12 protein-coding genes are annotated in these 13,334 nt (G+C 38.3%); 10 read left to right on the forward strand and 2 right to left on the reverse strand.

Translation table 11 applies throughout. The annotated features are described in order from the left end of the window. The first annotated feature begins 203 nt into the window (after positions 1–203). From G563_RS0103100 to G563_RS0103155, 10 genes are all read left to right on the forward strand, one after another. The gene (locus G563_RS0103100; protein WP_028664016.1) at positions 204–1,760 is read left to right on the forward strand and encodes a S10 family peptidase; all 1,557 of its coding nucleotides are present in this window, start codon (positions 204–206) and stop codon (positions 1,758–1,760) included. A 156-nt stretch (positions 1,761–1,916) separates the two neighbouring features. Next, positions 1,917–3,215, forward strand: a complete 1,299-nt coding sequence (locus G563_RS0103105; protein WP_028664017.1) for a serine hydrolase domain-containing protein — start codon at positions 1,917–1,919, stop codon at positions 3,213–3,215. Positions 3,216–3,659: 444 nt separating this feature from the next. Then, positions 3,660–3,995: a hypothetical protein gene (locus G563_RS33590; protein ID WP_037325825.1), complete on the forward strand. Its 336-nt coding sequence runs from the start codon at positions 3,660–3,662 to the stop codon at positions 3,993–3,995. A gap of 457 nt (positions 3,996–4,452) precedes the next feature. Further along, on the forward strand, positions 4,453–5,133 hold the full coding sequence (locus G563_RS0103115; protein ID WP_028664018.1) for a hypothetical protein: 681 nt from the start codon (positions 4,453–4,455) through the stop codon (positions 5,131–5,133). Between the two features lie 174 nt (positions 5,134–5,307). Next, positions 5,308–5,934: a hypothetical protein gene (locus G563_RS0103120; protein ID WP_028664019.1), complete on the forward strand. Its 627-nt coding sequence runs from the start codon at positions 5,308–5,310 to the stop codon at positions 5,932–5,934. A gap of 10 nt (positions 5,935–5,944) precedes the next feature. Then, on the forward strand, positions 5,945–6,364 hold the full coding sequence (locus G563_RS0103125) for a DUF6326 family protein (RefSeq protein ID WP_028664020.1): 420 nt from the start codon (positions 5,945–5,947) through the stop codon (positions 6,362–6,364). 606 nt (positions 6,365–6,970) lie between these two features. Then, the gene (locus G563_RS0103135) at positions 6,971–7,693 is read left to right on the forward strand and encodes a class I SAM-dependent methyltransferase (RefSeq protein WP_028664022.1); all 723 of its coding nucleotides are present in this window, start codon (positions 6,971–6,973) and stop codon (positions 7,691–7,693) included. Positions 7,694–7,922: 229 nt separating this feature from the next. After that, entirely contained in the window at positions 7,923–8,678 is a 756-nt protein-coding gene (locus tag G563_RS0103140) for a DUF6650 family protein (protein ID WP_157585028.1), read from the forward strand. A gap of 215 nt (positions 8,679–8,893) precedes the next feature. Then, on the forward strand, positions 8,894–10,015 hold the full coding sequence (locus G563_RS0103150; RefSeq protein WP_028664025.1) for a DUF6236 family protein: 1,122 nt from the start codon (positions 8,894–8,896) through the stop codon (positions 10,013–10,015). A 59-nt stretch (positions 10,016–10,074) separates the two neighbouring features. Further along, a complete protein-coding gene (locus tag G563_RS0103155; RefSeq protein ID WP_028664026.1) occupies positions 10,075–10,686 on the forward strand; it encodes a hypothetical protein in 612 nt (203 codons plus the stop codon). A gap of 215 nt (positions 10,687–10,901) precedes the next feature. Here the strand turns inward: G563_RS0103155 and G563_RS0103160 are convergent, their stop codons facing one another. Next, positions 10,902–12,449: a PKD-like domain-containing protein gene (locus G563_RS0103160; RefSeq protein ID WP_028664027.1), complete on the reverse strand. Its 1,548-nt coding sequence runs from the start codon at positions 12,447–12,449 to the stop codon at positions 10,902–10,904. 22 nt (positions 12,450–12,471) lie between these two features. After that, positions 12,472–13,128 carry a hypothetical protein gene (locus G563_RS0103165; protein WP_157585030.1) on the reverse strand — a complete coding sequence of 219 codons (657 nt, stop codon included), beginning with the start codon at positions 13,126–13,128 and terminating at the stop codon, positions 12,472–12,474. Positions 13,129–13,334 lie beyond the last annotated feature (206 nt).

Consider the following 13,334-nt stretch of genomic DNA (forward strand, 5'->3'; position numbering starts at 1 on the left):
CAAAAGTAGGCTTTCTCTGCTAAACGCCCTACGAAATCATTGCTTTAATCGCGTCAAAAACACTCTATAAAGGCATTTTTTGGAATTAAGGCTATATCATTTTTATTTTGATAGTTTGTGTATTTTATTGCAACTTTAAAATCTCATCTAACTTCATTATCAACGATTTCTACCTAAAAATTTACTCACAAACTAAATCCTTTATGAAAAAAACGTTACTTTTTTCCGCCCTTATCAGCCTCAATTTTTTGGGGGTATATGCCCAACAACGTCAATCTGAACGACAAGCTCCACCACCACCCTCGGCAGCCGCCCCCGCCGCCAAAGAAGAAAAATCATCTGAAACGATTCCTTTCAATCCAGATTCTTTTGTAGTAACCGAAAATGACGTAACTGTCAAAGGTCAAAAAGTGCCTTACAAAACGACTACCGGTATGATGCCTGTGTGGGACGAAAACGGTAGAGCAATGGCGGGGCTTTTTTATATGTATTATGAAAGAACCGACGTCAAAGATAAAGCTAACCGCCCTCTGGTAATTTCATTCAATGGCGGCCCCGGAACCGCCTCTGTGTGGATGCACTTAGCCTACACTGGCCCCGCTCTTCTCAATATCGACGACGAAGGCTATCCTGTACAACCATACGGTTATAAGAAAAACCCTTATTCTATTTTGGACGTGGCCGATATTGTTTTTATCGACCCTGTCAATACCGGCTACTCTCGCCCTACGAGTAAAGACATTCCTACTTCCAAATTTTTTGGGGTCAATGCCGACATCAAGTATTTGGCGGAATGGATTCGGACGTTTGTGACTCGCAACAACCGCTGGGAATCACCCAAATATCTTATCGGCGAAAGCTACGGTACCACTCGGGTATCAGGCTTGGCTCTCGAACTCCAAAGCGCCCAATGGATGTACATCAACGGGGTCATACTTGTATCACCTACTACGCTCGGTATCGACCGTGGACCTGCATCCGAAGCGGCACTCAGAGTGCCTTATTGTGCAGCTACGGCATGGTATCATAAAAAACTTAGCCCTGAGCTTCAACAAAAAGATTTGACAGCATTTTTGCCTGAAGTCGAAAATTTTGCCGTCAATGAGTTGCTGCCTGCCGTGAGCATGGGCGGGTTTTTAGACCCTACCAAGAAAAAAGCCATCGCCGCTAAGTTGGCGCGCTATATTGGGGTTTCGGAAAAAGTAGTTCTTCAAAATGATTTAAGCGTGCCGTTGCAGTATTTTTGGAAAGAACTGCTGCGCGAGGAAGGCTACACCGTGGGCCGGTTGGATTCACGCTATAAAGGAATCGACCGCAAAGACGCCGGTGATAAACCCGATTTCAATTCCGAGCTTACTTCTTGGCTACATTCGTTTACACCTGCTATCAACAGCTATTTGCGCAATGAGCTAAACTACAAAACAGATTTGAAATACTATATGTTTGGCCCTGTAAGTCCTTGGGACCGCTCTAACGACCAAACAGGCGAGAACCTTCGCCAAGCAATGGCCCAAAATCCGTACTTGCATTTGTTGGTACAGTCGGGTTACTATGACGGTGCTTGCGACTATTTCAATGCCCAGTACAATATGTGGCAAATGGACCCAAGTGGCAAACTCAAATCACGTATGAGTTGGAAAGGCTACCGTAGCGGCCACATGATGTATCTGCGCAAAGAAGACCTTCAAACTGCCAACGAAGATATTCGGGAGTTTATCAAAAAATCCACTCCTAAGCCCAATCAACCAGCGAAATACTAATTCGTTGGCTTTTTCAATAATCAAAAATGGATGCGTAGCGATTACGCATCCATTTCTTTTTAAGACTTATCCACAATCCCGTGAGATTTACCCACATCATCAGTAAAATTAGGGCATCCCATACTTGATAGTTTTATAAATATTCAAGCCTTGACTATGAAGCGTTCCGCCCTCTTTTTGTCTTGTATCTTTGTGGCTACTTCCCAAGTATTTGCCCAAACCAAATCCCTCAAAAATTCTGCTCCCCTTGCTGAAGCCGCCGCCGAAACCGTCGGCATGTCGGCTGAAAGATTATCGCGCCTCGACGGTGTGTTGCAAAACAGCGTCACCCAAGGCAATGTGCCCGGCGTGGTGGCCTTGATTGTTCGCAATGGAAAGATTGTGTATCACAAAGCATTTGGCATGGCCGACAATGAAGCCAATCGCCCGCTCAAACGCGACGATATTTTTCGGATTGCCTCTATGTCCAAAGCCATCACATCTACTGCCGTGATGATGCTTTGGGAAGAAGGAAAATTCCAACTCGACGACCCCATTTCAAAATATATTCCCGAATTTAAAAACCAGACTGTTCTTAAAACCTTTAAGTTTCAAGACAGTACATATACTACTGAGCCCGTCAAATCGGAAATCACGATACGGCACCTACTTACGCATACTTCCGGCCTGGGCTATGGAGTGATTGATAGTGACGAAAAATTCAAAGCCTTGTATCACAAAGCGGGCATTGTGGACTTGTTTACGACTGCTCCCGTCAAAATCAGTGATAATATCAAGAAACTAGCCAAACTGCCCTTACATCATCATCCGGGCGAAAAATATGTTTATTCGGAAGGACTAGACGTGTTAGGCTATTTTATTGAGATTATGTCGGGGATGCCTTTTGATGAGTTTCTGAAAAAGCGCCTTTTCGAGCCTCTTTCCATGAACGACACCTATTTTTATCTGCCCGACTCTAAGGCTTCACGGCTAGTAGCTATCCAAAAGCCTCAAAATGGCAAATGGGTGCGCTATCCCAATACTTTTTATGATACCGACTACCCTATCAAAGGCGCCAAAACATTCTTCTCAGGAGGAGCTGGTCTGTCGAGTACTGCCAAAGATTATGCTACTTTTTTATTGATGTATCTCAACGGTGGCGAATTGGGAGGCAAAAGATTTTTGAGCCGCAAAACCATCGAGACCATTTTGAGCAATCAAGTAGGTGAACTTTTAGGGGGAGAAAAAGCCAACTCTTCCCATGGTTTGGCATTTGGACTTCTCAACAAAGCCGGTGAAGAAAAAGGTGCCAAAGGTAGCGCCGGTACTTTTGAGTGGGGTGGCTATTTCAACACCAACTATTTTGCCGACCCCAAAGAAAAAGTCATCGGTGTGATTATGAAACAAACCCAAAGTAGCAACGACAACCTCAACAACCTTTTCCGTCAGATGATTTATCAATCTATCGACGATTAAGAATTGGAACTCATTCTATTCCCTTGCTGATGATTTATGAATCAGCAAGGTTTTTTTATTAGGCCTTAGCCTTGTTATTCATACATCTCAATAAAATACAAGAATATTTATATTTACTTACTCCTTTTTTTATTACAAAACAGTAATACATCTAAAAAAAATACCTCTAAAAGAACTATATACCCTCAAAAATCGTATATTTACATATATTCATCAAAACAATCTAAAAATAGAGACTTCTTTATTTTTTACATTTTTTACTTACTGAGATAGCCTTCTTTTCTCATTCACTAAGCTCCTAAAACACGTATTTATTTCAAGAAATCTAGGACGCTCTTTTCATTTATTTGATTCCAAACTTATCAGCACACGCTTGTAATACGCCTTGGCGATATGCTCGTTGGGTGCCTTGTTTGGAAATTCTCATCCAAAACTTTCATCGTCATGAACCGTTTTTCAATTTTATATAAAACCAAAGGAAAATACCATCAAATGTCTTATGCCACACGCGCGGAAGCCGATACGGTTGTACAAAAATGTGTGCGCAGTAAACGAAAAATCCCGATAGGCGTTTACGACGCCAAAACAGAGCTTTTCTCCTGGACCAAACAAGTAGAATACAATCAACTTCCCCCCGAACAGCAAGGCAAAAAAGGCAACGAAATGATATTAATTGTGCAACATCTGAGAGCGCAAGAAGAGCAAAAGGCGCGACATTGGCAGGAAGAAGAGGATATTCAGTTTGATGTCTTACTACGCCCTTTGCTTTATTTTAAATAGGGAGTGGGTCAGTAGCAAATTTTCTTTTCGTCTCTACTCTAGTAGGGCAGGCTTGTCAGTGCCCACCAATAAGTCCTCAATCCTTTTAATGAATTTTTTGATGGTATTTTTCCCAAATCATTAGCTAAATCGGCGATTTTGCTATCAAAATACTATGCCTCTTTAGCCTTTACCCCATTAGAAAAACAAACCCCACAAGAACCCTAAAAAATATTGGTTAGGTTTTAGTGGAAGTGGGTATATTTGGGGGATAGGCGAAAAGAGGTTCGTCTATGTTGTGGTGACAGTAAGTTTTTGAGAACCTACTATTTAACCAATTAAGTAAACAAAAAAGGGAACTTATAAATGAGTTCCCCTTGATTCTTTTACTTGATTACGTTTCTACGACGTAGAAAGAGGCTTGACCAAGTCTATATGGAACAAATGTAACAAGAATTTCCGATATTTCCAAACGAGTATGAAAATTGAATTACGAGGTAAATATCTATCAAGACCAAGATACAATCGGTATTTGACAGCAACTAACAATAACAAAAACAGGGCGAAAAGGCTTTATACTGCTAATATTAGATTGGCACAGGCGTTTCACCCAATATTAAGTCAGTTTGAAGTTGTCCTAAGAAATTCGCTGAACATTGTTCTGGCTGCACACTTTACTGATCCAGACTGGATAATAAATCAGAAAACAGGTTTTATGCGAGACAATTCGTTGCGAAACTCTCATTTCTTCTTGAGGACTTGTGTGCAAAAAACTGAAACAAAGCTACAAAGACGAGGTATTCCTTCAACAAGCGGAAAAATAATATCAGATCAAACTTTTGGATTTTGGTTAGCGTTTTTTCTCCCGCATCATTACTCATTAGTAGGAGGACAACCAATACATATTTTTCCGAACAAGCCCGCCAACGAAAATAGGGCTAGTATTTATGACAAATTGGATAAAATAAAAGATTTCCGAAACAGGGTTAATCACTGTGAACCCATCTGCTTTGTGGGGCATAATATTAATTGCAATGAAGCTTTGCAAATCAGAACTACAATCTACAACTTGATTGAATGGATTGACCCCAATTTAATACCATTTTTTGAGGACATTGACAATATACGAAGCAAGACTACTCAAATTATGCAAATATAAGCCTACCGCCAATACGGGCTGCACCTCAAGCAGGCCTCCAAGGATAGCTTTAGAATCAAACCTTAGCCTTCAACCAAGCACAAAGGCTCCAATCCTTTCTTAACTTAAGTGAACGATTTTAAGCGTATGGCTAATCTACTTTTGTAGCATCGTTTAACATCAATTAAAACAGACATGAAAAAGAGTATTTTATGGATGGCACTTGCCTTCGTATGGGCGAGTAGTGTACAAGCAAACGCCCAATATGACAAACAAGACAGTGATTACAAACGGTGGTTTGTGGGCAGCACTGTATTTTTATTGGGCAATTTGGCTACTACCAATCCCCCCAACTTCGCTCAGCTCAACGTAGGTTATCGTATTACCGGAAAAGATGTAATCACCTTAGAACCAAAAACTTGGAAATATGCTTGGCCGAATGGTATTCACCCGTTTTTCAACAAATCATACGGAAAGACGGAAGAAAAATTTCCTGGGTATGTGCGTGAATATGGTGTTTCGGTGGCTTACCAACGGTTTTTGTGGAAAGGTATCTATGCCGAACTTAATGTAATGCCTACTTGGCAAATTTTTGTAAATAATGACGGCAAAAAAATTGACAATGGATTTCAGATTTTCAATACTTACCGCGTGGGTTATCACATCAAACTTTTTAAGGATAGATTTTTTATTCAGCCCTCCCTTGCAATTACCCACCGTGCTTATCACACTACCCTGCCCGCAGGATTTAAGCAGCTAGACGACAAATGGTCAAAATTTGTTTTGGGAGAACCGGGTTTTCATTTTGGGTTTAATTTTTAAATGATGATTTATGAATACGCAAAACTCATTGGAAGATATCAAAGTCAACGTAAAATTGAAACTTGCTACGCTGTGGACGAGTTTAATGTTTCTGATTATCTATCTTGATTATTTCCACTTATATATGCCGAGTAAGATAGACGATATTCTGAAAGGGAGGGTGTTTGTATTTGATATTACGCAAGGATTTTTGTTGGTAGCACTCGCCTTAGTGGCAATTCCGGCACTGATGATTTTTCTTTCTGTAGCCCTGCCGCCTAACGTAAATCGCTGGACAAATATCATTGCTGCGGCGGTAAATATTCCCTTTATATTGTTTAATTTGGCAGGCGAGGCTTGGATACACATGGTAGTTGGCGCGGTGATACAAGTCGTTCTTCTTTGTCTAATTATCCATTATGCATGGAAATGGCCCCGTATCGCAACATAAAAAGAAAAAATTCATCCGTTTGAAATCATTTTTTATAGAATCTTCCCTTGGTATTGCTTAGCGGGCTTATCGTCCCAAAATACCTAATGATTTTCAACCCAATACACAGCCATTAAATACATCACCGCAGGAATCACAAAAATTCAAATTCAGAATGATAGCTTTGCTATTATTCTGAATTTGAATTAAACCCTTTTGCTTAAAAATAGGGATTAACCCCCTAGTATCCACAAACACAATCCTGCCACTTTCTTCTCTTTCTTTAATAGCGGAATACTCCCTCCAATCCCGAATCACTTCTATCCGCAAAACTTTTGGTTTGTAGCTACTCAATAAAGCTTGCACTCCTGAGCAAAAATTTTTATAGTATCTTCCCCAAATTCTTAGCTGAAAGCTACACTTTTTCAACTACCCCATAATAGCAAAATGGCGATTTTACCCTAAAAACGCTATGTCTCTTTATTTTTTACCCAAATTGGGGAAAAATTTGCATAATATCGCTAGGGATATTTTATTGAAAGTGGGTATATTTGGGGTATAGGCGCAATGGTTGCGTCTATATTGTGTTATGTGCCATTTTAGGACGACCAACAATTAAGTAGAAATATGACAGTAAAAGAACATTATGACAACCACCTTGGACACTTTTATTCTTGGATGACAGGTGACTTTCATACAAAGACAAACGAATTCAAAAGTTTGCTTACCGATAACTTCATAAGACCGACATCAAACAAAATCGCAATTGACCTTGGAGCGGGACACGGACTTCAAAGTATTCCACTTGCGGAGGTTGGCTTCCAAGTTTTGGCAATTGACTTTAACCAACAGCTTTTGGACGAACTTAAAGTAAATTCAAAAGATTTAGATGTAACAGTAATCAATGACGACATTAAAAATGTAGAAACATTTGCCGATAAACCAGAATTGATTATTTGTTGCGGGGACACTTTATCACATTTGGACAACAAAATTGAAATTAAAACTTTTATATCAAACATTGTAAAGTCATTGGACAAAAATGGCAAACTCATTCTTTCATTTCGTGACTACTCGACTAAATTGACAGGAATAGACAGATTTATACCTGTAAAAAGTGATGACAACAAAATCTTGACGTGTATTCTTGATTATGAAGACGAATTTGTAAATGTAACAGACCTTTTGCACGAAAGAACTGATAATGTATGGAAACAAAAAGTTAGCACCTATAAAAAAGTTAGACTTTTGACAAATGAAATAGTTGAACATTTGGAAGCAAATGGGATGACGATAAAATTCAATCAAATTATAAATAGGCTGACAACAATATTAGCAAGTAAGGAATGACGAGAGGAAAAACGGCACATAACATCGGTTTGGCAATATGGCGGCTGAAGTGCTTCTATGAAACATTGGTGCAAGGTTCAACAGCAGTAATTCTAATGAACTTTTGTGCTAATAATCCGCCACATCGCCAAGCCGGAAACCGTTAGCGGCAAGCATTGACGACATTGGCAAGCAGACATTTTTGAAATAAAAATAGAACATGAGCAGAGACAATTTTCCCAAACCGACAGTGAAAAAGTTAGCAGAAAGGGCACATTACATTTGCAGTAATCCTGACTGTAAAAAAATGACTGTTGGTCCACATACCGACCCAAACAAGTCAACCATAACAGGAATTGCTGCCCATATTTGTGGGGCGAAAGACGGAGCAAAATCACCTCGTTACGACAAAAACCAAACTTCAGACGAACGAAAAAGTATTGACAATGGAATTTGGCTATGCCATGATTGCAGCGACATGGTTGACAAGGACGAAAAGTATTATCCAGCGACTTTGCTCAGACAATGGAAAAAAACTCATGAGGAGTTTATTAAAACATTGCAGACAAAAGGTTTTGCATCAACTCTTGAACTTCTCAAACCAACGACAATTGAAATTGATTTAAGCAAGCAACTACTCAATTTTTTTGACGACCGTAGAATTTTATATGACCTATATGAAAAGGAGGTTCCTTCACATGGACTTCGTTCTGTTTTAGCAATTAGAGCAGAGTTAACAAATATCAAAAAACAACTTGGTGAAGCAACATCTTTGTATTTAAAAATTGAGCAAATGTTAGCCGCCTGCAAAAAATTTCACAATGAACTCAACCACATTGACCTTGACCAACTTCGGTGCGACAGTAAAAACCCTGATTGGATAAAGTTTGTAACGACACTTTCAGAGCTAAGAAAAGTATTCGGTATCCATATTGCCGAACTTAGCAACAAATACAAAATAAAAATCAGTGCTGACTTGCAACAAATACTTCCAACGACAACCTAATGACAGAAAAAGCAATAATTAAAAATAGAGATACTACACTTCGGACAGACAGTATGCCAGCCGCTAACATGGGTTTGGCGTCATGCGGGGTGAAGTGCTTAAATTCAAGTGCAGTTTTTCAAATCAACTTTTGTGCTGGGTTGACAGTTTTTTGCCCTGAAATCCCGCACGAACGCCAAGCCCAAAAAAGTTGGAAGCAACATAAATAAATAAAAATGGGTTTCACAAGAGCATTATACTATCCGACAATTGACATTGGTAATTGGGATTGGGCAAAGTCAGCCGCTTTATTTTGGGATACTATCCATACAATTGTCCCTCAATCAATGAATGACCCGTACACAAGTAACGTGACAAGAGCAATGCGTGATGAAGGTGTGCTTCTCCCATTAAACGTCAGCCCAGAAATGGGACTTATAAACGAATTGGCAGGAGATGTTCAAAGATTTCTCCAAACGAATGAGGGTTTTGATTTTATGGTAAAAGGAAAAGAAAATGAAACTTTTATCCATAAAGACAAATTACCAAGAGAATTAGATAGGATTGTAGATATTCACCCAGAAAAAATGCCTTATGAAATTCAAATAGTATTGAGAGAAAATCTTTCGAAAAGTGGCTGGATGAGTGTTGATAGACGCTTTGCAAGATTTTATATGAGTTTACTTGCAAATAAAATTTGTGATACCGAGCGGTTGGTTTTGTTGACTGATGACGAACAAGCATCAAATTTAACGGAAAAAGCAAGAATTGATAATCAAATGCAAGTAATCCGAAGCCGAGAACATTTTTATGAAAGAGATGAAAGAACTACATTACATTTAAGTGAAGGTTTGCTTTCAAATCTTGCAGTTCGAGGAATTCGATTTTCTCCTGATACCAATGTAACCGATGTAATTCGGTTCAAGAGAAACCATCAAGACGAACTAGGTTTGTTCAGAGCAAATTTAACGAAATTGGTCAAAGATATTCCAAAAAATGTATCATTTGAACAATTGCAACAGCAAGTAAACGATATATACATAAATGAATTTGTTCCCTCCTACAATAATCTTAAACGAGCATTGGAAGGTTCAAGATTTAAGTGGATTGCGGATAATGTAATGAAAATATCATTTTTCTCGACAGGTGCTACGGCTGTTCCAACTTTGATGTTAGGTGCAAGTATTCCACAAGCATTAATTGCAGGAGCGGGTGTTTCACTTATTTCATCAATCGTTTCCTACAATGCAGATAAGGCAGAAAAGTTGAGAAACAGTCCATTTTCCTACCTATACTCTGCGGAAAGGCAATTGAGTAAAGAGGATTTTTCAAAAGCACTTATGAGAAGGGTGTTCTGACAAATCATGGTCGCCCAGACAGCCATTAGCTGTCACTCAAAAAATAACAACAAAGAGTCTTGAAGAACAAACGGTTTCTTATTATAACCATTATTTTCTTTCTTTTAGTAAATACAACTTACTATTGGGAAGGAAAACTTGGACTTTTGACCTTCCCAGCTTTTATATTTTTATCCATAGTTTTCGTTTGGCTTTTTATCACTTTGCTTAGGCAACTCTACACCGCAACAAAAGAAAAATTTAAAGACCCCGAAAGAAATTATAAAATTATCGCGTTGGCAATTGTTTTGACACTGACAATACTTAAACCAAATGGTTTGGTAGATTTTGACGAACTTAAAGGCGCTGATATCTTAATCGCAACACGCGAAGGCGGTGGTAATTGTACTACGATTTTAAAGCTAAAAGAAAACTACGATTTTAGACAACGAAATGTTTGCTTTGGTATTACAGAAGTTACGGGAACATTCAAGATTTCAAACGACACCATTTTTTTTAAAGCATCAGATTTCACATGGGGAAAGAATAAATACTTTGATTTCGCAATAATTAAACCCACAAAATACGGCGACCAAGGTAATACCTTAGATTTGGTACTATTCAACAAAAATGACACTACTGCCTACCAACTTGACATCATTAAAAATGAGTTGACGATGATGCGAAAATAAACAAAAAACCCCTTAAACTGCTCATTTAAGGGGTTTTTTGTATCAGCACGAATTGCCATAAACTTAAAAAGTAACCTCAGTCGGATTTTTTTAACTAAATCACAAACAATTAAAATCAAGAGGTTACATCATAAAATTATAGTTTAGAACGGCCAATAGCCAATACCCGCCTCAAATTCATTGAAGCGGGTAAAAAATCCTTACGCCTTATTATTTTAATTTAGCACAACTCGCTGAACAACTAACTTATCTCCAGCCGTTTCATTATTTGTTATGTGAAGATAATATACCCCTCTAGGTAAGTCTTCAACATTAATAGTAAGAATGCCGTCCGCTTTTAAAGATTTTTTCTCAAACGCATCTCTTACATCAACTGTTCGCATTTTTTTTGTTGATTTTTCCTCAAATAAATCCACCCGTTGAGGTAATGTCTTTTTATTTTTAGTTTCTCCTAATTCAATACTAATTTGATTGGTAACTGGATTTGGATAGACTGCATATCTGGCAAAACAATTATCTACACAGACCGTTATACCATCACTATATGTACCACATCGATTTGTGAAATCTATGTCTATGCCATAGCAATCATTAACATAAGAATTGAAATATGCTGTTCCATTGCTATAACCGGTTAAATAAGCGTTAGAGCCGTTACCGCTAGTGATTTCCCAATTATAACTGGTCGCCCCTTCATTAAGGGCTGTAAAATAGATACTTGCCCCATTACACATATTTCCATAAAATGGGCTACCATTTGCGAGCATACTTGAGTAGGTAGGGAGCCCTAAATGTATTTGGGCGGAAGCCGCATTATTACTTTCGGCTCCACAGGCGGATGAATAAGATTTGACAGAGTACGTTCCTGGGCCATTTCCTGCCCCTGTTAATGTAACGCTTGAACCTGTAGCCGAGGTACTACCATTTACTCTAGCACTACCCGTAGCTGTCCAATTGTAAGAAGTGGCATTTGAAGCAGAAGCCGTTAATGTAGCACTCTCTGAAGCGCAAAGATGTGTACTACTAGGGGAGCCGCTAAAACTGATGCTTGGCGTACTTGGGAAATTATTAATTGACAAATTAGTGGTTTTATTTTGGTCATTGAAATCTGGCGCATCTGAACGTTTAGCAGTTACTTTAAGATTACCACCAGTCGAACCACTAGTTGTAACATTAATAGAGTTTGTAGAACTACTTCCTGACCAACCACTGGGAAGTTCCCATACATATCCAGTAGCATTAGTAACAGCATCTACAGAAGCTGTAAAAGAGCCACATGATACTGATGCAGAAGACCCCACAGGTGAGCCATTGATTTTAATATCACCTACTGCCCCAAGATATCGAATGGCAATAGTATGCTCCGACGATTTACCATTATTAGCAGCAGCACCTCCTGTGCAGTCTTTTACAGTGATTTTTACTTTTCCATTTCCATTCTCATTCTTGAAATAAATGTTTTGTACATACCCTCCAGCATCATATGAAACAGTTTTTGTACTTTGTCCCCCAATATACTGAATCCACCCATTTGTTACTTCCCAATCAAAATTACAACCAGAGGCAAAAGCAGTGGTGCTACTAAGAGTATATACGTTAATATCCTTAGGTGGAATAGAAACCGAGTAGGGAATTGGAACTATCGTTAGAGTTTGAGCAGAAACTCTTAATGCATTCATAAAAATCAACAAAAATACAGTGCTTTTAACTATATTACCCATATGAAATATAGTATTACAAGAGATAAATGATACCTTTTTCATAATTGTTTTACATTTAGAAAAGTTAAAAAATGATACTTAGGTTTATTGAAGAAAGTGGGCGCAATTCCACTCTGTGCGTAAGGATTCTTGTTCGATTTTTTCGATTAGCTTCGACATAAAGTCCATCCTCTGAAAAATTTTGAAAATGATAGTGTAACATCGACTCCACACCTATAGTTACATTCGGGAGCATGATATATTTAGCTCCTAAAACTGCATTCGCACCCATTAAAAACCCTTCTTCAAAATAATGTGTGGGGATATTTAAAGGGTCTAACTTATAAAGTTTTACAGAATAATACCCTCCTATTATTTCGGGGCCAGTATAAATCAAGAGCTTGTCTATCTTCTTGTAAAACTCTTTTCCAATTCCTAAAGTAATCTTTGCATTTAAGGGGCCATCTGCCAGATTGATGTAATCCGAAGTACTTAAATTTGTGTTTTTTGCCACAAAGTGAATCGTTGACCGTAAACGAAGGGCACTTAGTCTATCATTTTTTGTTTTGTACTTCCTTAATACCAACTCATAATCAGAATTTTTGATAAGAATAGGTGTGATGGCTGTTGAAATTTCCCATTTAAAATTTTTTACATTGCTGTTTAACTGGGCATAAAGAATCGAGGTCGGTAGGATACACGCTACCATGTAAAAATACAGGGAGCAAAGAAACTTTTTCATAATAAATTAGATAAATTAAGTCAATAATATTCCTTGCCTATCAATTATGGCTTTATGAAAGAACCATAATTAGTAGGCTATTTAGCCAAAACTTGGCAAGTCAAACAAATAGAAAGTAGGGAGGCTATAACTAAGAAATGCTATTCAAAGGTAGGTGAAAGAATTGTATAAAAAAATACTGGTTTTACGGTATTTTTTTATACTTT

The organism is Runella zeae DSM 19591 (assembly GCF_000423565.1).
GTDB lineage: Bacteria > Bacteroidota > Bacteroidia > Cytophagales > Spirosomataceae > Runella > Runella zeae.